We start from the raw sequence: 23,997 nt of genomic DNA, 5'->3' as shown, positions 1-23,997 counted from the left end.
CGAGAGCCGGGCAGTGTTTATTTAATTAATACCAATTTTCCGGATCGAGCTGACAGACTAATGAATGCGATTAATTAAATTGTTTAAGAAAGCGGACATCATTTTCATAAAATACACGGATATCATCAATTTGATGACGCAGCATAGCAATACGTTCAACGCCCATTCCCCATGCAAAGCCGGTATATTTTTCAGGGTCGATATCTACGGCTTTTAATACATTGGGATCTACCATGCCGGAGCCCAGAATTTCGAGCCATTTGCCTTCTTTTTTGTGCGCGGGCTCCCACCAGATATCCATTTCAAGGCTGGGTTCGGTAAAGGGGAAAAATCCGGGGCGCAGACGGTATTTGACATCTTTGCCAAACATGAGTTTTACAAAGCTGATCAGTGTTTCTTTGAGTTCGGCAATGCTGACATCGGTATCAATATAGAGTGCTTCTACCTGGTGAAACAGGAAGTACGATTTTGGTGAAACAGCTTCGTTTCGATAGACTCGACCCGGCATAATTGTGCGAATTGGTGGCTCCTGCTTTTGCATTAACCGAATTTGTACCGGGGATGTGTGCGTACGCATCACCAGGTCATCAACGTCAGGGTCATCATCTTTGCGAACAAAGAACGTATCTTGTTCATCACGGGCCGGGTGGTTAGGCGGAAAGTTCAGTGCCGTAAAATTATGGAAGTCATCTTCCACTTCCGGTCCGTCAGCAATGGAAAAGCCGAGACGATAGAAAATGTTTTTCATCTCTTCCATGGTTTGTGTCAACGGGTGAAAAGAACCCGGAGCATAGGGTGGGGCAGGAAGCGATATATCATCGGTTGCTTTGAGATCTGCTGTTTCTTCGCGCTCTAATTTCTTTTGAGCAGCATCAAAGGTTTCTTGGGCAAAGTTTTTAACTTCATTCATGGCCTTGCCAACCTGTGCCTTTTGTTCATTAGGCACTTCGCTCATCCGAGAAAACATAGATTGGATTTTGCCTTTTCGCGAGAGAAATTCAAGACGAAACGCTTCCAGTTCCTCTTCAGTGGAGATAGTATAATTTTCTATTTCTTTTTTTAACGCTTCTATATCGTCGAGCATGAGAATTAATCGATCGTAATTATCGGCTATTTATGAAAAGTACCATATCCAGAATTGGGTATGGCGTAATGATGAGTGGAATCTAGCTAATTAGGACTAATCCTTCAATGAAAATAAAAAACCGATCCTCCCAACAAGCGGGAAGATCGGTTTGTAATATCTTCACTTCGCTATTAGTTGGTTGCTTCGTTAACTATAGCGGTGAACGTTTCCGGATCATTGACGGCAAGGTCAGCTAAAACCTTACGATTGATCTCAATATCTTGTTTTCCTAAGGCTCCCATCAGTCGCGAGTAGGTTGTACCATTTTGACGGGCAGCAGCATTAATGCGTGTGATCCAGAGCTTTCTGAATTCACGTTTACGAACCTTGCGGTCGCGATACTGATACAGCATCCCTTTTTCGACCGTATTCTTCGCAAACTTATAAACATTCTTTCGCTTGCCCCAGTAACCTTTCGCCTGTTTTAAAATTTTACGGCGACGGCGACGGGAAGCCACCTTATTTCTTGAACGTGGCATTTTGTCTAATGTTTAAGAGTTAATAATTAGTTATTTGTAAGGAAGCATTTGTTCGACATCTTTCTCTTGGGTCTTATCGACCGTCGTAGCTTTACCGAGTTTGCGCTTCTTTCTACTGGTTTTCTTGGTGAGGATATGTCCTTTTCCAGCTTTTTTACGCTTGTATTTACCGGTACCGGTTTTTTTGAAGCGTTTACTGGCCCCACTATGTGTCTTCATCTTTGGCATAACGAAACACCTATTTAAAATTTCTTGGAAATTATGGCTACGAAGATAAGCATTTAAGTTCGAATATTAAACTTAAACACGAATAATAATTTTTAGAAGTGATACCACCCATAAGTATAGATGGTATCACTGATCATAAAATGTAAGAGAGAAGCTATGAACCGCCTTTCCCGGAAGGAGCTAGCATCATAATCATGCGGCGGCCTTCCATATTCGGTTTGGTTTCAATCTCGCTGATATCCTCCAACTCTTCGGCAAGGTCGTGAAGTAGTTCTTTGCCCCGGTCGGTATAAAGCATGTCACGTCCGCGAAATTGGACTGTGGCTTTTACTTTATCGCCGCCTTCGAGAAACTCACGAGCATGACGTGTCTTAAATTCAAGGTCATGATCATCAGTGTTAGGGCGGAAGCGAAGTTCTTTAACCTGTACGGTATGCTGCTTCTTTTTCGCTTCTTTCTCTTTCTTCTTCTTTTTGTACATATACTTGCCGAAGTCCAGCACCTTACAAACGGGTGGTTTGGCGTTGGGTGCTACCTCGACGAGATCAAGTCCGTAACGTTCTGCGATCTCTAGTGCACGGTCGATAGGTACGACTTCGTGCTCTTTTTCTACATCTTCAGGGTGAATGACTCTCACTTTTGATGCTCTGATCTCTTCATTAGCATTAGGGCGATCATCATTGCCCCGTGGTCGTCGTCTTCTGGTTCTTCCGATAAGTAACCTCTATTGTTTTTTATTAGAAATTAAAACTGTTGATAAAATTCTAGTGTTCGGGAACTTCTTTATTATCAATCTCATCAGTGAGATTAGAAATAAATTCAGAAAAATCAAAAGTTCCAATATCACCTTCTTTATGGCGGCGAACTGAGACTGTTCCCTCTGATTCTTCGTCGCCACCTACTATTAACATATAAGGAATCTTGCTCGTTTCCGCATCTCGTATTTTTCCACCAATAGGTTCGCTCCGAGTGTCAACTTCTACACGCACATCTTCTTCTTTCAGTGCAGTAGCACACTTAAAAGCGTAATCGTTAAAGTCGTCGGATACCGGGATAATTTGCACCTGCTTTGGAGATAGCCAGACTGGGAAATCCCCTGCAAAATGCTCAATCAGGATACTGGTAAACCGCTCCATAGATCCAAAGGGTGCGCGGTGGATAATGACAGGACGATGCTTGCTGTTGTCTGACCCTACATAGGTTAGGTCAAATCGTTCAGGCATCACATAATCGACCTGTACTGTACCCAACTGCCACTTTCGGCCGATGGCATCACGGATAATAAAGTCAATCTTAGGGCCGTAAAAGCTGGCTTCTCCACGACCAATGGTATAGTCCAACTCCATTTCGTCGGCCACTTCTTTAATCTCTTGTTCGGCTCGATCCCAGAACTCGGCCTCACCGCCATATTTGTCTTCATTGTCATCACGGAAAGACAGACGGATATCTACCGGCATATCGAAAGTGCCGAATACAAGTTCGGTAAGATCGATACAGTTTTTAATTTCATCTTTCAGCTGGTCGTGCGTACAGTAGATGTGAGCATCATCCTGGGTGAAGCCCCGTACCCGTGAAAGTCCGTTGAGTTCGCCGGATTGTTCATAGCGGTACACGCTACCGAATTCTGCCAGGCGCAACGGAAGGTCGCGATAACTGCGCAACTCGTTCGAGTAGATGCGATGATGGTGCGGGCAGTTCATCGGTTTTAGAAGATATCCATCTTCTCCACCCTCCATATCAATAGGGTTATACTGAGATTCGCGATAGTAAGGGTAGTGTCCCGAGGTTCGGTATAATTCGAGGTTCCCGATATGGGGAGTTATTACCTCTTTATAGCCCCGCTTTTTCTGTTCTTCTCGCAGAAATGCTTCAAGTGTTCTGCGTAGAACAGTACCATTGGGTAGCCAAACAGGAAGCCCCTGGCCCACCATCTGGTCAATCATGTAAATGCCGAGCTCTTTCCCCAACTTTTTGTGATCGCGTTTTTTTGCTTCTTCAACGCGTTCAATGTATTGGTCTAACAACTTCTTTTTGGGGAACGAGATGCCGTAAATACGGGTAAGTTGCTCATTTTCCTCGTTGCCGCGCCAATAAGCTCCAGCCAGGCTGGTTAGTTTTACTGCCTTTATACGTCCTGTGTGGGGGATATGGGGACCACGGCATAAATCCGTAAAGTCACCCTGCTTATAGAAAGTGATGTTTCCATCTTCAAGATCCTTGATAAGGTCGACCTTGTATTCATTACCCACTTCTTTGTAATGGTCGAGAGCTTTATCTTTGGAGACCGGTACACGGTCAAATTCAGACTTCTTTCGGGCCATCTCAATCATTTTATCTTCGATCTTTTCCAGATCATCATGGCCGACCGTTTGATCACCAAAGTCAATATCGTAATAAAAACCGTTTTCTATAGGTGGTCCAATCCCGAACTTGGCATTGGGGTATAGCTGCTGAATAGCTTCTGCCAGAACGTGCGCAGAGGAGTGCCAAAAGGTATATTTCCCATCTTCACTATCCCAGGTATTAATAGTTATGGTACCGTCTTCTTCGATGGGGCGATCTAAACCCAGGATTTCATCATCCAGTGTTATGCTTAGTGCTTCGCGCGCTAATCCTTTGGCTATTGATGCGGCAATTTCACGTCCTGTTGTTCCTTTTGGATATTTTTTTTCAGTTCCATCGGGAAATGTAATGGTTATTTGTTCAGCCATTCAGTACCTATTCTGCGGTTATATATGATTAAGACTGTAATTTTAGCCTCTAAAGATATAAAAATAAAAAAAGAGGGACAGACTCATTTAGGGATTTTATTAAAAAAAATGAATTATTGTTTTACAAATACATTTAGAATTTTAGTTTAAATGCGGTTATAACTAATTATGGCTTTAACGGGATTGTATCGGGATGAATAGTAATAGCATAACTTTTTTTGATGAGCAACCTGTATTTATACTAGATCAATGTTCGGGTGATATTCTTGATGTGAATGATTCAGCTGAGGAATGTTATGGGTATTCACATGGAGAGTTCACCTCAATGAATATAGACGATTTGGGGACCGAAAAAAACCGGGCAGAAATATTGGGTATCTCTTCCAAAGGGTCGACAACCGAGGATAAACTTCATGTTCATAAGACAAAGCAAGGCAAAGATCGATTTGTAAAGTTTACTTCTCATTCATTCAATTGTAATGAGATGGATGCGAAGCTGGTGGTTGCCCATGATGTGAGCTATCAAATTGAGGAAGAAAAGCGACGGTTGAGTTTCCCGGACATTGTAGGGGCTAAATCAAATTTCCCTTTTGCTGAGATTAGGTGGGGAAGTGATCTGGAGATTGATAGTTGGTCTAGACAATCTAGTGAGCTTTTTGGTTGGTCTGAGAAGGAGATCAAAAATATGGAGATGAATATAAATGATTTCCTTATTGAGGAGGCGCATCTCATCCAGAGTAATCTTCACGAAGTGATTGAGAGTAAAGAATCACATTTTAGTTTCGAAACCAAGGTTAAAACAAGGAAAGGTGAATCCCTGATCTGTAAATGGTACAATTCATTACGGTATAATAAGCAGGGAGACCTCAAATATATCCATTCGCTGATCGTGGATGTTAGTGATCAACGACAGTCCGAGAATCTGTTTAGAGCCCTTTCCGAGGAGTCTCTCGTTGGTGTCTACCTTATTCAAGATGGGGTCTTTAAATACGTTAATCCTCGATTTTCGAATATTTTTGGCTATGAAAGGGAGGATATTATTGGGATGATGTCGCCGTTTGACCTTACACATCCCGAGGATGTAGATTTGGTAAAGGAGAATCTGCGCAGACGAATTGAGGGAGAGGAAGATTCTATTGAATATGAGTTTCGTTGCACAACAAAGACTGACGATGTTATTGATGTAAGTGTTTATGGAGCCAGGATAACGTATATGGGGCGGCCTGCGGTAGTAGGTACCCTGCTAGATATTACTGAGAATAAGGAAACCGTACGCAAGTACGAGGCCAGCCTGAATACCTTTCAGGATCTGTTCGATTCGATATCTGATGCGATATATATCCAGGATAAAGATGGGCGTTTTCTTGAGGTGAACCAGGGCGCGGTTGATATGTACGGTTATGATGAGTCTTTCTTTATCGGGCAAACTCCGGAAGTATTAGCAGCCCCGGGAAAGGTGGATTTGGAAGAAACAAAGAAAAAAGTACAAAAGGCCATAAACGGTACCCCGCAGAGCTTTGAATGGTGGGGAAAACGGAAAAATGGAGAGGTCTTTCCGAAGGAAGTGGTTGTCAATCCCGGTACTTATTTCGGGGAAGATGCTGTTATTACGATCGCGCGAGATATCACGGAACGCTATAAGGCAGAAGAAGAACTCCGAAAAAATGAAGAGATGTTCCGTCAGCTCTTCCAAAACGCTCCGGTACCTATTGCTTTGTTAGATAAACGCCAAGAAGTAAGAAAGGTTAATGATTCGTTTGATAATACATTCGGTTACCAAACGGATGAGGTGCGAGGGTTAAATATTGATAATTTCTTGGTGCCCGAAGACGAAAGGGAAGCGGCAAGAAAGGTATCAAATAAAATATTTAGTGGCGAAACTGCTTTTCATACCGGTAAAAGAGTATGCAAAGACGGGAGCCTGGTGGATGTATTGATATATGGGGTGCCTGTTAACGTGGGAGAAAAGACAGTGGCTATATTTGGCATCTTTGTAGATATCACCGATCGCAAAAAGGCGGAAGAGAAGGTGAAAAAGTCACTGAAGGAGAAAGAAGTGTTACTGGCCGAAATTCATCACCGTGTAAAAAATAATCTGGCAGTAATTACGGGCCTATTAGAGCTGCAGGCCTTTAATACCACTTCGGAAGAGGCTACGGAGGTGCTCACCGCCAGCCAGATGCGAATTAATTCTATAGCACTGATCCATGAGAAGCTTTATCAGAATAAGAATTTATCCGAAATTTCCTTCGATACATACCTACAAGAGCTTACCGATGTTATTGTTTCTTCAATGAAATCTGAAGAGACTGATGTTTCAATATCTATTGATGCGGACCCTATTGACTTTACGATAAGCCAGGCTATCCCCTGTGGGCTTATCCTGAATGAGCTGATAACAAATGCCTATAAACACGCATTTGTCAATCAAGAGAAAGGAAAAATTAATATCAATATATCTAATAAAGATGGGCAGATATATATGACGGTAAAAGATAATGGTATCGGTATTTCTGAGGAAGTAAGCCTGGATAATCCCCAGTCGTTGGGCATTAAGTTAATACACACTCTTTCAACCCAACTTGAAGGTGAATCAGAGTTTAACCGCACTGGAGAGGGCACTGAATTCACCCTCCAATTTAAACTGAAAAAATAACCGGGGATCTACTGGTTTTTATTGAGTAGTCTTTCTATCTCCGTCATCTTGTTACCAAAGGTTTCCCAGTCGCCCTTTTTTAAGGCTTGGCTTGCTTCTTTCCAAAGGCTCCGGGCCTTGTTTAATTCTGCCGACGATGTGGCACGACTCACCTGTTGGGCCGGTGGTTGTACGGCTCCCGTATCGATTTTTGTAGATGCAATTCGCTGCCCCTTTTTGCCGTAAAGTGCTTCTATGGACTCCCAAAGGGTGGGCTGCATGGCAATTTTGTCACCAGAGGTGGCAATAACACGTTGCAGCTGCGGGATATCTACGCCTTCAGCTATAAGGAAGACCGGTTCTACGTATATAAAAGAATCTTCTATGGGGATCACCATAAGGTTGCCTCGGATAACCCGGGAGCCGCGCTGATCCCAAAGTGCCAGCTGCCGCGATATTTCAGTATCCTGATCTATACGTGCTTCGATTTGGGCAGGCCCCAGTATCAGCCGTTCTTTCGGCAGTTGATACACGGAGACTTCTCCATAATTGGGATAGTCGGAATTGGCAGCCATCCAGCCGATCATATTATCCCTGTTGTTGGGGGTAAGGGGACTGATAAGCAGATATTGTAGCTCTTCTTGCCCGGGAAGCTTAGTGAGTACGTAGTATGGCTCCATCTTGATCGATTGGCCGCCATACTTTTCGTTGGGACGCGTCCACAAGTCTTCATTATTATAAAATACCTGGGGATCCGTCATGTGGTACTCATTGAACTTTTCAATTTGTGCCTTGAAGTAATGGATAGGGTAACGCACGTGATTACGGAGCGTTCCCGGCATTTCATCTATTGGCTTAAACATATCTGGAAAGATATCCCGATATATATTGAGCACCGGGTCTTTTTCGTCTGAGACATAGAAATCTACAGAACCATTATAAGCATCTACAACTACCTTAACAGAATTTCGAATGTAATTGTACTGCCCGTTATATGGTTCTGAGTAAGGATAGTCGGGAGAAGTAGTGTAGGCATCCTGAATCCAGTAAAGTTTGCCTTCATTGAGTACCATGTAGGGGTTATCTTCCAGACGTAGGAAAGGAGCAATTTTCTTAACCCGTTCTTGAGTCCTTTTCCAGAAGATAATTTTACTGTCCTCATTGATATAATCAGTCAGCAGAATATTCATATCCCCGAAGTTCCAGGCAAACAACAGTTTTGAAAAGAAATTACCAATGTTAACCCCACTACTGCCTTGGTAATTGTTATAAACATTTTTATCTCCTCTGGGGTAGTCGAGCTCACGAACGTTAGTATTCACAATTTTATAGTCGGAGTTGTGTTCGCCGTAGTAGATGGCCGGCTGATCGACTTCGAGTCCCATCTCAGAGACAGGTGGAATATCCTTGATGGTCAGTCGGGGATCTCCCTGAGAGCCTTCTTGTGCTACGGGACTCATTACCAAGCCGTAACCATGGGTATATTGTAAGCGGCGGTTCACCCAGGTATCGGCTTGTTCGGGAAGTTCCTCTGAAAGTTCGCGGGCAGAAACCATCATCTGCATATAACCTTCATCGGTTTGGTAGCGGTCCACGTCAACATTGTAAAACTGGTAGTACAGGCGGATTTCTTGCAGCTGGCGATAGGTTTGTATCAGTAATCTTGGATCCCAGAGGCGTATATTCTCAATGGTCTGTTCATTCTCTTCAATGGTAGTCCAATCCATCTGCTCGGCTGGTTGGGCACTGTAGGGCTGGGTTTCCATCTCATCCAGTGCATAGGCCTCGCGTGTCTGTTGAATACTATGTTTGATATATGGTTTTTCGAGTTGCAGTTCGCTTGGTTCTACGATGAATTGCTGTACCAGGCCGGGTAGCAGTCCATTGCCAATTCCACCTATCAAAATGGTGGCAACACCGCCAATAATTAACCATTTAAATTTACTTTTATAGATCTGGAAAAAGGCAAATCCTGCCAAAATTAAAGAGAGTACACATAGTATCCATATAATGGGTAGTCGTACGTTAAGATCGATATATCCAGCTCCGTAGACTGCACCGCCGGAGTTATTTAGCAGGGCATAGCGTTGCAGGTAGTATCCCCAGGAGAGTAGTAATAGCCAGATGCCTAGGTTGATACTGATATGTTTTTTAATGCCGGCTGAAGCCAGAATGTTTTTGGATGATCCAAAACTAAGTGCTCCGGAATACACGTAGAGTACAATAGTGATAGCTGTTACAAAAAATACCAGAGAGCTCAGGCTGTTCTGGATCAGCTCGAAAAAAGGAAGTCTAAACAGATAAAAGCCGATGTCATGGCCGAATATCGGATCGACCTGCCCAAACGTTTCGTTCCAGTGAAACCGGAAGTAGGTATCCCATCGCATAAAAAAGGCCAGGGAGAAAAAGCCGCTGATGATAGCTCCCAGGCCGTAAAAAGTTCGCTTTATCTTTTTACTGCTGATTTGATGTAGATTGAGTTGGGCCAGGGGAGACTGACCAAAACTCATGGTGCTAAATCGTTTACCCAGCACTTTCATATTTGGGATTACATACAAGAGAGCAACAAAGAGAGCGCCAAAGAGTAAGAGTCCCTGGGTAAGTTTTATCGTCCAGAATACTTGGTCGTAGCCCAGGTTATCTAGCCAGAGCCATTCGATAATCCAGTCAGAAAACAACCCTAAAACACCAAGGATTATCAATAGAGGTAGAATAATCTTGAAAAGTCTATTTGAGCGGGTAGAATTACTCATAAGCAGTAAATAGAGTTATAAATGGATGAATTATGGACTGCATCAATACCAGAAGAAACAAAAAATATTAAGCATTACAGAGAAAAAAGTATAACAAAATAAGACCGCAAAAATATAAACCCTGTAATTCGCAAGTTTTGTGATAGTTTTTGTATCGTACATACAAATATTCACCAAAAAAATTGATATGGAAAAGATAGAAAAAGCGGAACTAAGTCTGTCAAGAATGTTGGAGTGGGTAAGAGCATCAGAATCTCGAATTTCAATTATATTCAGTATATCTACAGCTATGATAGGGGTTGTGATTGTTCTACTAAAAACTGCTGATTCAGTTGATTGTTGGGGTTTGGGGTTGGGTATTGTTACTCTTGCTTTATTGTTAACTACAGTAGCTATTTCAGCAATTGCAATCTTACCTGAGACTGAAGGTCCAGGTTCTTTTATCTATTTTGGAGCGATAGCAAAAAAGCAAGCTGATCAGTATACTGAAGAATTTAAGGCGTTGAGTGATGAGGAATATCTTGACGATTTATTGGCTCAGTGTCATCGGAATGCTGAAATTGCGAATAAAAAATATAAATGGGTACAAAGGTCAATGGGTTGTTTGTTTTTATCCATAGTCCCATGGTTGTTATCAATTTATCTTCTTTATAGCCATTCTTAGCGAAGTACATCTTTATGAATAAATTAATTGTACTTATAGCGGATATAGAGGATTCTAAGAAGTTATCGAATAAGGAGCGAGAAAAACTTCAGAATGATCTTAGCATTTTATTAGAAGCATTAAATAATGAAAGTAGGACGATAGTATCTCCTTATACCATCACGCTTGGAGATGAATTCCAAGCAGTGTTTAAAAGTGCAGAGGGAATATGCACAGATATTCTCAAGATCCTAGCTGGATTGTATCCGGTCAGGGTTCGTTTTTCTGTAGGGGTAGGGGAGATAAATACGCCCATAAATAAAGAACAGGCTATTGGGATGGATGGACCGGCTTTTCATGCTGCCCGAAAGGGGATTGAGGTGCTTAAGGAGAGTGGGTTCTTGTTTTACCTCGGTGTTGCAGGTCAGGATCTGCCGGTGATTGACCTTATAAACAATAGTTTACAATTATTATCTAAACAGGTGCGTGGATGGAACAAAAATAGATTGCGAATTTTATACATGCTGAAAGAAGGTGCTGACTATAAGGCAATTACTGAAGAGCTGGATATATCAAAAACAGCATTTTATAAAAATAAAAAAGCAGCTTCCCTGGATGTGGTCAGGGAATTAAGCGAGAATATGGCAGGTATTATTAACCATCAATTGAAGAGCTATTATTGAGATATTACTGTGTGTACTTAACCTCACAGTGCTGGGCCGATTATATTTTGTTTTGCAAGATGAACCCTTGGAATGGAAAGAGGTCTTTAAGGTTGGATCGCTACCATTTTTAGTGCTCCCATTTTTGCAGTTTAATGCGGGATGGTTTTTGCTGGCAGCTTATCTTATTGGAATGTTGTTTTTGTTGAAAGGGCTAGAAAAAGAGGTCTGGATACTCCAACAGAATCGTGGTCCGTTGTTGGTATTTTAGATTATTTTTGCAGCCCTTATTTGTAGTCCGATTACTTCTTTGGAAGCAAATAATTTGGCGGGAAATGTTGGGGCTTTTATGGATCAGGTTTTGTTGGCAGAGGGGCGTCTCGCAACTACGGAATGGGTGGTTGTTCAGGGGGTTCTTTTAGGCTTTCTTCTGGTGCTCAATGAGATGAATATTCTACTCCGTTATTGGCTAAAATTGCTGGGCGTCAAATTTCTGGGTGATGATACAAAACAGGTAGATGATGATGAATATAGTACGGGGAGAGTTATCGGTTTGTTGGAGCGCATATTTGTATTCATTTTTGTTCTGTTGGGAGAGTTTACTGCCATCGGATTCATCCTTGCAGCAAAGGGCAATTTCATTCACAGGGCAGGAGTGCAGGGGAAGATAAGTTGTTAAAGAAGCGCCAGTAATATTGAGAAATGAGCCGATTCGGTTAAATTTACATAAGTCATTGATTTTATTGGATATAAGAATAAGGTAGTAGTGAAATAGCACGCTGACCATTTTTTTAGGTAAAGGCAAGTAATTATAAGAGGCGCAGTGGTTTATAGTTGTTGTATTAATAGTAGTTCTAGATAATGCCTATTTTAGTTGAGTTGAAACGATAGACGATATGATTTTCAGGGTCCGCCGGTTCTAGATGAACTCAATATACGTCTTACATACCTAGTACAGAGGAGGCTGGACGCGAGGGAAATGATAGAATATGAGAATGAGTTTGCCGTAAAAATACCGCTTAATGTGATCGAATTTTTGAGACTAATCCTACCAGGAAAAGACCAAAGAATAAGCCAATCATACCTTCGTATGTAAGCAACTGGGAACCTGCGATTTCAATTCCTTTTTCTAAATAGGCCAGTGCGAGATTTATATAATGTTGAATCATTTTGAGTACCTCCGAAAATAAGTTTTTTGTGTGCTCGTTTATAGTCTGTTTGATACTCAAAGTTCCCAATTAGAGTCATTTTTTTTGATAGCTGATAGGTGGGGAATTTTTATATAATTATGAGCTAATTATTAATTCTCTATAAAAAAAGTTGAGCCAACAAAAGGGCCCATACTTTTACTCTTAAATACTCAATGAATGAGTGTTAGTTAGGGTACATTTATAGCTGTTGAAATGGAGCTAATCAGAGGGGAGATACAACTGAATGCGAATTCTTTTTTAGCTCCTGATATGGGGGAGGGCAAAGAGCTAAAAAAAGAATTCATGACGAGGCTGAGATCACCTCAATTATCGGAGATAGATACCATCATCTTCAATTCGAATAATCTCTTTTTTATAGAGTCGACCAATGGCTTTTTTAAACGTTTTTTTGCTCATCTCTAACCGGTTATGAATTTTTTCAGGATCACTTTTATCATGTAGGTCCAGGTAGCCATCTTTGTGTCTCAGGCGTTCCAAAATGTGTTGGGCATTAGGTTCTACTTTATCATATCCAATGGGGCGCAAGGTGACATCAATTTTGTTATCGTCTCGTACTTGTTTGATCCAGCCCACCGTTTTATCTCCATAGAAGATATCTTCAAAAAACTCATTATGATAAACCAATCCTTCATGGGTATTATTGATAACAACTTTATAACCAAGATCGGTTTCTTTCCAGATCCAGAGATCAACTTTCTCGCCCTCTTCTACTGTTATATTCTCACTCTCCATAAAACGATCGAGTCGTGTTGTAGCAGCTAACCTGTTGGTCTGTTCATCGAGGTACATATACACCAGGTACTGCTGACCTTCTCGCATTGTGTCGATTTGTTCACTGTGAGGTACGAAAAGATCTTTGTCAAGGCCCCAGTCCAGGTAGGCTCCAAAATCATTCGCATCTTTCACCTTTAGAAAAGCTACTTCGTTTAGCGTGACATCAGGGTCTTGCATGGTAGCAGTTACACGCTCTTCGCCATCTTTATAGAGAAATACCCGCACATTTTCTCCTTCTTGCAGTTCCCGAAGGGCTAATTTGTTGGGAAGTAAAACCTCACCATCTGTTTTACTGGATGTGTTCTGAAGAAAGTAGCCGTATTCTGTAATGCGAGCTACGTTGAGCGTTTGGTAGGTACCGAGTTTGAACATGTAAAAAGTGGAATAAATAGATAGGTGAAAAATGAACCTTTAAAATAAGGGCCTTTTATTTGATTCCCCAATAATTTCCCGGAGGGTTTATTTTTGATTCTTAAAGGGACCGCCCGAGCAGCATATCAATAAAAGTGGTGCGGACTTTGGGGGTTGGATTGCGAAATGTTTTAAAGGGGGTATGTTCAGCGGTGTTGGTGGTATCAACCTCAATACCCCATAGCGGGTTTATAGCCGTAGGGAGTAATGCATAACGTCCATCACCGATGATATTTGAGTGCCGGGGATGTTGAATAAGATATCCATCAGAAAGGGTGTTAAAGCGTTTAATATCTTTATAAAGGGTCGTTCCCCGATACGAGTCATATTTTTCTTGCCAATCTAACATGGGTGCAGCATTTCCTTCATAAATGGTGGCTTTAGTAAAGGGCATAAGATGAACGCCGTCTGCATAAAGCGTATCATTAGCTTCATATCGAATACTCCACAGCAGGGTATTTGCGATTGTAGGCTTTACAACCAACCGTTCAATTTTGTGATTTCTTTTGGATGAGAGTTCTTGGGCTATACTCTGCCCGCGCTCATGTTGTAGCATCCCAAAAAGCAGGTAGATAAAAATCCAGGCCCAGGCTAATTGCGCTGATTTCCGATTTCGATAATAGAAGGCCAGACCAACAGCTGTTAAAACGCCAATAGAAAACAGGGGATCAAAGACCGATATAATGTTCCATGAGAACCGCTCATCCAGAAAAGGCCACAGCAGCTTTGTACCATAACTGGTAAGCGAGTCGGTGATACCGCTGGTTGCGTATCCGAGCAGGCTAAAAAGATATAATCTTTTGAAAGGAAGTTTATCCCGCATAAACCACCATAGTAGCCCCGCTGTTATGAGTGCACCAAAGGGAATAAAAATAATAGAGTGTGAAAATTGTCGGTGCAACTCAATATTCAATAAGGGATCACTGCTGTCACTGATTAAAATATCGAGGTCTGCCAGCATTGCGGCAAGAAGGCCCGAGATTGCTGCATAGCGATGTTCTTTTTTGGAGCTTATTGACTGGGTAGCTGAGGCTCCTATCAAACCGTGTGTAACGGGATCCATAGTTGCTAAAATAATTCAAAATTTGATGGCCCGATAATATAGCAATTGTAATACTCCCGGCGAAAGAGACTTATGCTACTTATATTTTAAGGCAACACTTGTTAAAAGCGTACTTTCACTCTTCTTCAGAAGAGGGCCCCACAAAAAGGATGGTTACCAGCAATATAGTATCTCTAAGAACGTGCAGGGAATGGGGTTGATTACGTGCCAGGTATAACCAGTCGCCGCTGGTTAAAACGTTAGTTTCTCCCTCGATACTAAATTCTGTTTTTCCTTCCAGGCACTGTACCGATACTTCTCCATCTACGCTGTGCTCCGTAATTTCTTTCCCTTTCGGAAGAACCATACGAATGGCTTCCATATCTGAGGTTTTCATCAGGGCAAGGGTAGCATCTTCGGGCATTCCCGTTTTTAAAGAATACAGATTAACGACTTCACCGGGCTGTAGCTTTTTTTGAGCCATAAGTTCTCTCCATATTTGTTAGTTTGTATTTACAAATTAAAATACTGGGGCAGAACTACAAATTTCCTTTACAGATTTGTCATATAGAGATTGCTTACCGAATCAAATTCGGGCAAGTGAACTCTTTTTTCAAAATCGAATCCTAATTTTTGTAACAGATGTATTGAAGCTTCATTATGTGTGGCGGTAATAGCTGCCAAAGTATCTATATCGAGGTCTTTCTTGGCATATTGTAATACGGCAAGCCCAGCTTCTGTAGCATATCCTTTGCCCCGGTAATTTTTAAGGAAGGCATATCCCAGGTCAGGTACGGTCAGAGATTTGCGTTGCTTTAGACCACAAATACCAACAGAAATATCATTTTCTTTTAGAGATACCCGATAAAACCCAAATCCATTTTCCCGATAACTTGAAATAGGACCAAGTTCTATGAATTTTTTTGCCTCTTCGCGGCTTTGAATTTCCTTATCTCCAATATATTCCAGGAATGCCGGTTCATTTACTAGTTGAAGAATAAAATTAGCGTCTGCGATATTTAACTCGCTGATTTTAAGTCTGTCACTTTCCGTTATTATGTTATTCATTTATTACATTTAGATTGAGTGGCAGTTATATATTTATCTATTTTTGGGGTGTTAACAGGGGCAAACTTCTGGGTATAACCGACCCGTTTCGTTAGGCAGTACAACTCTACAGCAAATACTATTTGGCTTTGATGACAGCTGATATTTTTTCTTCGAGCTTTTCACTACGCAAATCTTTAGCTACAATATTTCCATTCTCGTCTATAATAAATGTGCGTGGAATGCGATTGGCATTGTATAGTTTAGCTACTTTGCCTTTCCATTTTTTCTCTTGCTGAATCTGGGGCCAGTTCATACTTTCATTGTCAATAAATTCTTGCAGCGTATCTGTGTTTTTATTTAGTGCAATACCAACAATTTGAAGCTCTTCTTCCGGATATTTTTTGTGTAATTTCTTAAGATGAGGTATTTGGGGTTTGCATGGTCCACACCATGTGGCCCAAAACTCGAGTAGTACCACTTTCTCAGTTTCTTCGGAAAGGGTAAATTTATCACCATTGAGTGTGCTAGCAGTGAAATCTGGAGCTTTTTTTTCCACGCCAAGGTTGTTAATTTCATGTAGGTTTCCTTTGGCGTTGTTGACATAAAATTCACTGCCTTCCAGATTTATAATTTTTTTATATAGCTTTTCCGCTTTTTCATGATGCTTTTTATATAGATGAAAATCAGCCAGTTTCATTAAAATCGCTGATTTACTCTTAGGATCTGGGATATTGTTGATTAACTTATGAGCCAGGTCAACAAAATCTGTTTCCCATTCTCGTTCATCACTTCTATGATAGGCATTACTGACACTATTGATAATAGCTGACCACAGTTTTGAATCGTAACTGATATGTTGCAAGGCTTGATCAGCTTTTACAGCTGCTCCGGTATTGCCCCACATCATAAAGGCACTTTTAATCGCTTCTTTGCCTGTTTTTGTTTGGGGATGCTCTTTGTAATAGTTATAAAACTGATTAGCATATTTATTTTGAAGGCTGTCAGAATTGTTATCACGTATTTCAGCCCATGCTTCGTCTATCTTTGATTGAAAGGAAGAATCTACCTCGGTCGCTTTTTGGGCTTTAAGCTGAAAAGAGCACAATAAGAATATGGTTATCAGGATGGTACTATTAAGGTATCTCATGACATAATAGATTAGTTCGATGCAATAGTTTTATTACAGACTATAGTTAAAAATAGTTTTTTAAAAAGTAAATTGGGAGAAGAGAGTATTAGTTATGGCAGTTTTTTTGCAGTGCAGCTATATCTTCTTTGGTAAGCCTTAGGTCAAAGATATTCTGTTTATCCATTACGGCATGCATTATGGACTTTGGATTATCGACATGATCAAGCCCCAGGGCATGGCCCGTTTCGTGGGCTAAAACGGTTGTCAGTTCGGCCTTGTTGCCAAATTGATAAATATTAATACGTTTTTCATTATCTACAACACGGTACTGCCCCTGGTCGAATCGTTCTACTTTACTAAATCGGCTATTATACTCCGCAATCATTTCGTTTTGTCGTTCTACTAAACGATTAAGTTGTCGCGATTTAGCATTTGCCTGTTTTCGTAGCGATTCTGTATTACTCTTAATCCTTTTCGCTTTATGCTGTAATTGCTTGAGCTCTCTCTGCATCTTTTCAATTTGCGATTTTTTACTGCGTGGAATGCCTCCATTTTTTTCCCACTCTTTAATTTTTTTATTGAATTCTGATGCGGCTTCATTGTACTTAGACAAAGCTTTTTCCATCTGTTCTACTCGTTCTTTGTACGATTTTGAAAGGCGTTTGAATGCTTTTCTCGTCATTTCAGTACGGTCTTTTAGCGTCTGTATCCGTTGTGAAAGCTGTCGTTCATTTTCCGAACGCTGTTGTTCTTCGCCATATATAAGATGGATAGTGATACTGCCGTCCTTTTTATACTGGAGTAAATTTTTATCAATGGATTTCTCCCAAAGCGATTCAACCTTTTTCATTACCTGTGTTAATTCACTTTTACTAATATCATACTGGTCGTCAATAGTCCCAATTCGATAGGTGAGAACTCCTTCACAGGGAGCCGTTTTTAGAAGGGTTGTTTCTGTGCTGTTGTTCTGTGTAATGGGTTGACCGATACTGAAATAGAGGAAGTAGATCAGCCCTATCAGAAAAAAGAAAACAAATGTACCAACAGATCGCAGTTGCACAGTTTTACGAATAAAGGTTATAAAAAAGTAACCTAATAAACTGGTGTTAAAAATCCCACTCGAGGTATTGGTTGCATAATTAGGAAATGATCAACACCCGATTTCAGCGTACCATTAATATGGTAGAGCTTCGTAAAACCTCTAATTTTCAGCTTGTCATTTCGACTGAAGCGATCTCCTATTAGAAGTTGCAAAAGAAGATCACCGTATTTCATTTGCGATGACACTAAGGTTTTGCAAAGCTCTCTATGAACGATTAGCGCGTTCCATAACGTTTTTCAGCGGTATCTGCCAAGTCCAGTACGGCTTTGGTATACAGGCTGCTGGGATTGTATCGCAGAACGGCTGTTCTAATACTATTAGTTCTTTTTTTGAAGTAGGCCAGGTAGTTAGCCACCGACATGATATTATTGTCCATATCAAAGAGATCTTTTCCCACAAACCACTTATTTAAAGAGTAGGGGATGAATTGTGCAAAAGTCATTGCCCCGGCATAGCTGGACTTTAATTCAAAAACATCAATATTATTGCGGGCTACAAATTCCATGAGCTCTTTGAGCTGCGCTTTAGCAAAATCACGGCGGTAATTTTCGGCATACATCGAAACATATGCATTGAAGGGATTATAGCTGCCGATATTTTGTCCGAAGTCTGATTCGATACCAATAATAGCGGAAATCACATATTTTGAGATACCATATTCTTGAGAAGCTTTATCGAGTTGGTCAGAATGTTTGTTAATAAAATTACGAATCTCCCGGGCTTTGGCATCGAATCCGAGTATTCGTTTATATGATTCCAGGGTATGCGATTTTCGTTCAGCAGATTTACGAAAACGGTCGGCGATTCCGTCATAGAGTTCAAAGCGAGAATCAGCCAGTAGTTCTTCTATTTCATATCCTTCTTTTTTGAGGAAAGCGATCAGTGGTTGAAGGCTCTCTTTTTCCTCAGTCGGATCTTCAAGGGAATGATAAGGGGAAACAAACTTACTGTTTTCGGTATTCGTGGAGTAGTTGTTACCTGCCGCAGCACTAAAGACAAACAATATGATCCACAAAAAGATGAGGAGTATAATTGTTAGTAATGAAGACTGTTTGGATGAGAGTCTCATAGGGCACCCCGGTTTAAAAGTTCTTTTTTTATTATGAGCCACTACCGATCTCTGTAGATGTACAACTGATCCAATGCTACGGGTTTCGGTTAAGCTAAAAGTGTCTGCATAAGATATCTGCTATCTGTATAACGTATAACGGTTTCTAATATTGGTTATATATTAGTTATCGGGATAATAGCCAAAGAGTTAAGTAGTTGCGATGATTTTGTACTTTGCGTCTGTTTTAAACCTGCAGCTACAGTAAAATTTTCCGTTTAACTGTAAAAACCTATTCTAGAAATCCCAAGGCACATACTATTAGATGTCCTCAACGGGAACAATCTTACTACATGACAATAACTGAAACCCTCTGCTCTATTAAAAGCAGAGGGTTTCAGTTTTAAAAACTTTAACGAAAAAGTGGGATGAGGTTTTGTGCTACGCTTGATGTTAGTTATCTGTCAACAACTTCCATTGGGGCCACAAATGACTCCCTCAATATCAGCATCTTGAATTTCTTGCTGTTTTTCGAGCCAGTTGTTCCAGCCTTGTTTTAGGGCACTTAAAAAGGTGGAGGTTTCCTGAGCACCGGAAACCACAAACTTTCGATCAAATAAGAACAGAGGAACACCTTGAATATTCATACCCTGCGCTGTTTGGTAGTCATGTTTTACAATATTCGAAAACTTGTCGCCATCCAATATGTTTCGGGCTTCATTGGTGTCGAGGTCCAGTTGTCCGGCGATTTCAACCAGGGTACCAAGATCATCAATATTCGCACCTTCTGTAAAGTAGTTCTTAAATAGCAGTTCTTCTGCATCGTGCCCAAGGTCATGTGTTTTAGCCCACTGGACAAGACGATGAGCATTAAAAGAGTTGGCAACTACAATCGTATCCATATTAAATTCCAATCCCTCTTCGGCCGCCATCTTTGTTACACCTTCTCCCATCTGTTTGGCTTTGGCCACAGAAATGCCTTTTGATTCAGCCAGGTGCTCTGTGATTGTTGCCTCTGTATCAGTTTCCATATCAGGGTTGAGCAGGAAGCTGCGCCACTCAATATCAATGCGATCGCTGTATTCAAATTGTTCAAGAGCTTGGTCGAATCGATGTTTCCCGATATAACAGAAAGGACACATTACATCAGACCATATTTCTACTTTCATACTGGTTTATTTATCTGGATAGAATTGAATGCTTGTTCACATAAAATAACCAGATGAGCACTCACTCCCAATTTTTGGTAGGTAAGGAATACTATTATATGTGGTTTTGAATAATTGGGAAACTCTATAATTAGTGGTCATAAACAAACTTTGTTCAAAGATATAAACTTCATTTATTGGAGATGATTCCCCTTAATTATATCTGCCTCTTATGATACTTTCTTTGTTGCTTTGGACTCTGGTAGCCTTAGTTTCTACTGCTATTCTGTGGAAAGGTAGCGATTGGCTGGAAAGGGCCAGCGAAAGGTTATCTACCTATTATGAGCTTCCTGATATCGTACAAGGAGCACTGGTAGTGGCAATAGGATCCAGTTTCCCGGAGCTTTCAACTGTTGTTATTTCTACGTTGTTACATGGAGAGTTTGAGCTTGGAGTTGCAGCAATTGTGGGATCAGCTATCTTTAATATTTTAATTATACCGGCGGCGGCCGGTTTGGTATCTAAAAATCCACTGCAAGCCAACCGGGATTTGGTTTACAAAGAAGCCCAGTTCTACATGATTTCTGTAGCGGTGCTAATTATTACCTTTTCTTTTGCAGCTATTTTTAATCCAGTTCCATCAGAGGGACAAGCTATTTTGGGAGAAATGGATCGTACGCTGGCCCTAATGCCCCTGTTGCTTTATGGTTTCTATATTTTTGTTCAATATCAGGATACTATGGATTTTGTACCTGAAATTACTATTGAGCATATCAATCCATGGAAAGAATGGGGACGATTAGTTGGCAGTTTGGTTGTTATTTTAATAGGAGTAGAACTGCTGGTGCAATCGGCTATTAAGTTTGGGGATTTGCTGGGGACCCCTTCATTCCTTTGGGGGATTTCGGTTGTTGCTGCCGGGACCAGTATCCCCGATGCCTTTATAAGTGTACGGAAAGCTCGTAAAGGAGATGCTGTGACCTCACTGGCCAATGTGCTGGGTAGCAATATTTTCGATCTATTGGTTTGTATTCCGATGGGCGTGCTCATAGCCGGGGCTACAGTCATCAATTTTAGTATGGCAGCTCCGCTGATGGGAGCACTTACGTTGGCAACACTTGTTCTGTTTAGCTTCATGCGTACCAATATGATCTTGGGGCGAAAAGAATCGGTAGTATTAATTATACTTTATCTGCTTTTCTTAATCTGGATGGCGCTTGAGAATTTGGCCATTATTGATTCCATTCCATCTTTGCCTGCTTAATAAAAAAACTGATACCCTCGTCCCGCGGCTGGGTTTGCCGTGGGGCGAGTGGGAGAGGGCTATACTATCCATCGGACGGCAAGCCCAGCCGCCCGATGGGGGGGGGGTACGATAGGAAAAATATGTAAGGGTTTACTGTCCCGGGGATCTTACTTATAAAATTGAGTTGAGCTATGGAGTTTACATCACATGAACTTTACCATGTTTATAATCGGGGCAATAATCAGCAACCCATATTTTACGAAAGAGAAAATTACCTCTTCTTCATAAAAAAGATGAGGCGACATCTGACAAATTGTTCTGAAGTTTTAGCTTATTGTTTGATGCCTAATCACTTTCACTGGTTACTATTTGTTAATGATACTGAAGACTCTAACAGCAGGCATCCCTTAAACCAGAAGATAGGTACATTATTTAGCTCCTATACACAATCCATAAATAAAAGATATGATCGAACTGGATCATTATTTCAACAAAAAACCAAATCGATTCATATAGATTCTAAAAAACAAGCCATAACAACATTTTTCTATATTCACCAAAATCCCATTCGTGCGCAATTGGTAGGAGAGATGGCAGATTGGCCTTATTCATCCGTTCCCGACTATATGGGCAAGAGAAGAGGAACATTGGTTAATAAAGAATGTGCCTATTCACTGTTAGATCTTGATTCAGATTCCGTGACCAATAAATCGAAAAAGGATCTTGATTTTTAGAACGAGGGACTAATCTATTTTTGGTTGATACCCTCGTCCCGCGGCTGGGCGTGCCGTGGGACGAGTGAAATGGATTGCCCTGCAGTACCCACAGGACGGCAAACTCAGCCGTCCGATGGGATCTCCTTTAGTTACCAAAGAAATCGAGGATATTGCTCAGCATGCTGGTTTCACCTTTGTACATCTCCGTATAGGTACACTTTGTACAGGTAATAGTGGTAAATGTTTGGGTTTGGATATTGAAGAATTTGGAAAAGAATCCACCCGTACCGGAAACCTCTCCCGTTTCAAACTCCCTGTTTTTACACTTTGGACACTGCCAATTCTGATGTCGCATAATCTTTCGTTGAGTTATTATTAGTCTTTGTCAGAAATATTAGATAAGCCTATTCTCAAATCCAAAACTAGATTGACAACAAATACCTATTCTGGTGATTACCGAAAGGAGGGCTCATATGGGCATTTCCACACAACAACTAGTTCAAGTTTGTAACTTGGACTAGTGATGTTCCCTTCTGATCTACCGATCATAACTTGTAATTTCTACTGCTATTTAGCAGATTTCTAATTCATCAATATTATAGTTTATGAGTCGCAAATATAAATTTTATGATAATAAGAAAGTACATTTTGTAAGTTTGGCTACTGTGGGCTGGGTTGACCTGTTTACTCGGCGGATATATTTCGAAGTAATAACTGATAGTTTTTCATATTGTATCAAGCATAAAGGTCTTATTCTCAACGCATGGTGTATTATGACTAATCATGTCCATTTAATAATAAGATCTGAGGATAAATCGCTCTCCGGCATAATGCGTGATATGAAAAAGTTTACTTCAAAAGAGCTCATTAAGACCATACAGGAACATCCAAAAGAGAGTAGAAAGGAAAGGTTATTGCGTATATTTGAACAAGCCGGACAGGAAAATAAAAACAATAGCTATTATCAGCTTTGGCAACAACATAACCATCCAATAGAGCTTTCTACGAATAATATGATGAATCAGCGTTTAGACTATCTGCATATGAATCCGGTAAAAGCAGGTTTTGTAAAACGACCGCAGGATTGGTTATTCAGCAGTGCCAAGAATTATGCAGGGTTACAGGGATTGTTGAATTTAGAGTTAGCCCTGTAACAAAAGTATGAAGGGGTTTTTGGCACAAGTTGCAAACTTGCGCCAGTGTGAGGTAAATTTTGCACACAACAACTGACTGGTTCAAGGTTGTAACTTGGACCAGACTAATCTGTTTGACTGTTTTGGTAGGAGTTGGCCTTATAATCTAGGGCGGCAGGTGAAAAGTTATTCGTTTTTTATGAAACAAAGGTACTACTATAGCAATACCAGTAATATCTATGATTAGTAAGTCATTATACCTCCCAATCTATTTTATACTGTTTTTAAGTCTTGTCGCTGCATCCCGTTTTATTCCGGGAAGTGACGGGCTGCCGGAGGACTGTTTTATAGGTGCTGGCACTGCAAGTTGGTATGGAGAGCGTTTCCATGGTAAACTGACTGCAAGTGGAGAAAAGTATGATACAGAAACGCTTACGGCGGCCCATAAAAGTCTCCCATTCAATACCGTAGTCCGCGTCGTGAATATCGAAAAAGATAAAACCATAGAGGTACGCATTAACAATCGGGGACCATTTACAGGAGATCGCATCATTGACCTCTCCCGCAAGGCAGCCCGCAAAATTGATATCATTGAAGATGGGCTTGCCGAGGTGGAGCTTTATCTGATCAAAGAAGGGGACAAGCCGATAGAAGATCTGGAATGTGAGTGATAGATACTTTCCTTTATCCAAATCTAGGCTAATTCAGACGATGGTTTTGGCACAAGTTGCAAACTTGCGCCAGTGTGAG

The 23,997-nt window shown here is 40.9% G+C and carries 25 protein-coding genes; 9 read left to right on the top strand and 16 right to left on the bottom strand.

Annotated elements, in window-relative coordinates:
- Positions 1-70: 70 nt before the first annotated feature.
- The 5 genes from pheS to thrS form a co-directional block, all read right to left on the bottom strand.
- Positions 71-1,084 (bottom strand): phenylalanine--tRNA ligase subunit alpha, encoded by a 1,014-nt coding sequence (gene pheS / locus G3569_RS10900; RefSeq protein ID WP_165269037.1) that lies wholly within the window; start codon positions 1,082-1,084, stop codon positions 71-73.
- Positions 1,085-1,257: 173 nt separating this feature from the next.
- The gene (rplT, locus tag G3569_RS10895) at positions 1,258-1,605 is read right to left on the bottom strand and encodes a 50S ribosomal protein L20 (protein WP_165269035.1); all 348 of its coding nucleotides are present in this window, start codon (positions 1,603-1,605) and stop codon (positions 1,258-1,260) included.
- Between the two features lie 30 nt (positions 1,606-1,635).
- Entirely contained in the window at positions 1,636-1,833 is a 198-nt protein-coding gene (gene rpmI / locus G3569_RS10890) for a 50S ribosomal protein L35 (RefSeq protein ID WP_165269033.1), read from the bottom strand.
- A gap of 154 nt (positions 1,834-1,987) precedes the next feature.
- Positions 1,988-2,548, bottom strand: a complete 561-nt coding sequence (gene infC, locus G3569_RS10885; RefSeq protein ID WP_165269169.1) for a translation initiation factor IF-3 — start codon at positions 2,546-2,548, stop codon at positions 1,988-1,990.
- A gap of 49 nt (positions 2,549-2,597) precedes the next feature.
- A complete protein-coding gene (gene thrS, locus G3569_RS10880) occupies positions 2,598-4,544 on the bottom strand; it encodes a threonine--tRNA ligase (protein WP_165269031.1) in 1,947 nt (648 codons plus the stop codon).
- Between the two features lie 193 nt (positions 4,545-4,737).
- Here thrS and G3569_RS10875 point away from each other — a divergent pair, with 193 nt between their 5' ends.
- The gene (locus G3569_RS10875; RefSeq protein WP_165269029.1) at positions 4,738-7,200 is read left to right on the top strand and encodes a PAS domain S-box protein; all 2,463 of its coding nucleotides are present in this window, start codon (positions 4,738-4,740) and stop codon (positions 7,198-7,200) included.
- Between the two features lie 8 nt (positions 7,201-7,208).
- Here the strand turns inward: G3569_RS10875 and G3569_RS10870 are convergent, their stop codons facing one another.
- Positions 7,209-9,932, bottom strand: coding sequence for a UPF0182 family membrane protein (locus G3569_RS10870; RefSeq protein ID WP_165269027.1), 2,724 nt, complete (start codon positions 9,930-9,932; stop codon positions 7,209-7,211).
- Between the two features lie 187 nt (positions 9,933-10,119).
- Between G3569_RS10870 and G3569_RS10865 the strand changes: the two genes are divergently transcribed.
- The 4 genes from G3569_RS10865 to G3569_RS18405 are packed head-to-tail and all read left to right on the top strand — an operon-like array spanning position 10,120 to position 11,916.
- On the top strand, positions 10,120-10,596 hold the full coding sequence (locus G3569_RS10865; RefSeq protein ID WP_165269025.1) for a Pycsar system effector family protein: 477 nt from the start codon (positions 10,120-10,122) through the stop codon (positions 10,594-10,596).
- Positions 10,597-10,610: 14 nt separating this feature from the next.
- Complete coding sequence (locus tag G3569_RS10860) at positions 10,611-11,258, top strand: SatD family protein (RefSeq protein WP_165269023.1); 648 nt, start codon at positions 10,611-10,613, stop codon at positions 11,256-11,258.
- A 52-nt stretch (positions 11,259-11,310) separates the two neighbouring features.
- Complete coding sequence (locus tag G3569_RS10855; RefSeq protein ID WP_165269021.1) at positions 11,311-11,508, top strand: hypothetical protein; 198 nt, start codon at positions 11,311-11,313, stop codon at positions 11,506-11,508.
- Positions 11,509-11,547: 39 nt separating this feature from the next.
- Entirely contained in the window at positions 11,548-11,916 is a 369-nt protein-coding gene (locus tag G3569_RS18405) for a hypothetical protein (protein ID WP_205720149.1), read from the top strand.
- Between the two features lie 340 nt (positions 11,917-12,256).
- Here the strand turns inward: G3569_RS18405 and G3569_RS18400 are convergent, their stop codons facing one another.
- The 9 genes from G3569_RS18400 to G3569_RS10810 all read right to left on the bottom strand — a co-directional run bounded on the left by G3569_RS18400 (position 12,257) and on the right by G3569_RS10810 (position 20,173).
- A complete protein-coding gene (locus tag G3569_RS18400; RefSeq protein ID WP_205720148.1) occupies positions 12,257-12,466 on the bottom strand; it encodes a hypothetical protein in 210 nt (69 codons plus the stop codon).
- Positions 12,467-12,754: 288 nt separating this feature from the next.
- Positions 12,755-13,594 (bottom strand): CvfB family protein, encoded by an 840-nt coding sequence (locus tag G3569_RS10845; RefSeq protein ID WP_165269019.1) that lies wholly within the window; start codon positions 13,592-13,594, stop codon positions 12,755-12,757.
- Between the two features lie 100 nt (positions 13,595-13,694).
- Positions 13,695-14,696 (bottom strand): metal-dependent hydrolase, encoded by a 1,002-nt coding sequence (locus G3569_RS10840; protein WP_165269017.1) that lies wholly within the window; start codon positions 14,694-14,696, stop codon positions 13,695-13,697.
- Positions 14,697-14,811: 115 nt separating this feature from the next.
- Positions 14,812-15,159 carry a cupin domain-containing protein gene (locus tag G3569_RS10835; RefSeq protein ID WP_165269015.1) on the bottom strand — a complete coding sequence of 116 codons (348 nt, stop codon included), beginning with the start codon at positions 15,157-15,159 and terminating at the stop codon, positions 14,812-14,814.
- Positions 15,160-15,227: 68 nt separating this feature from the next.
- Positions 15,228-15,743: a GNAT family N-acetyltransferase gene (locus tag G3569_RS10830; RefSeq protein ID WP_165269013.1), complete on the bottom strand. Its 516-nt coding sequence runs from the start codon at positions 15,741-15,743 to the stop codon at positions 15,228-15,230.
- Positions 15,744-15,861: 118 nt separating this feature from the next.
- The gene (locus tag G3569_RS10825; protein ID WP_165269011.1) at positions 15,862-16,872 is read right to left on the bottom strand and encodes a TlpA family protein disulfide reductase; all 1,011 of its coding nucleotides are present in this window, start codon (positions 16,870-16,872) and stop codon (positions 15,862-15,864) included.
- A gap of 88 nt (positions 16,873-16,960) precedes the next feature.
- The gene (locus tag G3569_RS10820) at positions 16,961-17,914 is read right to left on the bottom strand and encodes a matrixin family metalloprotease (RefSeq protein ID WP_165269009.1); all 954 of its coding nucleotides are present in this window, start codon (positions 17,912-17,914) and stop codon (positions 16,961-16,963) included.
- A gap of 256 nt (positions 17,915-18,170) precedes the next feature.
- On the bottom strand, positions 18,171-19,025 hold the full coding sequence (locus G3569_RS10815; RefSeq protein WP_165269007.1) for a lytic murein transglycosylase: 855 nt from the start codon (positions 19,023-19,025) through the stop codon (positions 18,171-18,173).
- A gap of 443 nt (positions 19,026-19,468) precedes the next feature.
- On the bottom strand, positions 19,469-20,173 hold the full coding sequence (locus G3569_RS10810) for a DsbA family oxidoreductase (protein ID WP_165269005.1): 705 nt from the start codon (positions 20,171-20,173) through the stop codon (positions 19,469-19,471).
- Between the two features lie 211 nt (positions 20,174-20,384).
- Between G3569_RS10810 and G3569_RS10805 the strand changes: the two genes are divergently transcribed.
- Both G3569_RS10805 and G3569_RS10800 read left to right on the top strand, forming a co-directional pair.
- On the top strand, positions 20,385-21,416 hold the full coding sequence (locus tag G3569_RS10805) for a sodium:calcium antiporter (RefSeq protein ID WP_165269003.1): 1,032 nt from the start codon (positions 20,385-20,387) through the stop codon (positions 21,414-21,416).
- Positions 21,417-21,739: 323 nt separating this feature from the next.
- A complete protein-coding gene (locus G3569_RS10800) occupies positions 21,740-22,132 on the top strand; it encodes a hypothetical protein (protein WP_240894688.1) in 393 nt (130 codons plus the stop codon).
- A gap of 127 nt (positions 22,133-22,259) precedes the next feature.
- On the opposite strand, the gene G3569_RS10795 is transcribed toward G3569_RS10800, so the two are convergent.
- The gene (locus G3569_RS10795; RefSeq protein WP_165268999.1) at positions 22,260-22,469 is read right to left on the bottom strand and encodes a zinc ribbon domain-containing protein; all 210 of its coding nucleotides are present in this window, start codon (positions 22,467-22,469) and stop codon (positions 22,260-22,262) included.
- 250 nt (positions 22,470-22,719) lie between these two features.
- Between G3569_RS10795 and G3569_RS10790 the strand changes: the two genes are divergently transcribed.
- Together G3569_RS10790 and G3569_RS10785 are read left to right on the top strand one after the other, a co-directional pair.
- A complete protein-coding gene (locus G3569_RS10790; protein ID WP_165268997.1) occupies positions 22,720-23,268 on the top strand; it encodes an REP-associated tyrosine transposase in 549 nt (182 codons plus the stop codon).
- A gap of 218 nt (positions 23,269-23,486) precedes the next feature.
- Positions 23,487-23,918: a septal ring lytic transglycosylase RlpA family protein gene (locus G3569_RS10785; RefSeq protein WP_165268995.1), complete on the top strand. Its 432-nt coding sequence runs from the start codon at positions 23,487-23,489 to the stop codon at positions 23,916-23,918.
- The last annotated feature ends 79 nt before the right edge of the window (positions 23,919-23,997 follow it).

Origin of the sequence: Fodinibius halophilus (assembly GCF_011059105.1) — a bacterium.
Lineage (GTDB): Bacteria > Bacteroidota > Rhodothermia > Balneolales > Balneolaceae > Fodinibius > Fodinibius halophilus.
Note: the sequence above shows the minus strand (reverse complement) of the source record. Positions and strands in the feature narration are given on the sequence as shown.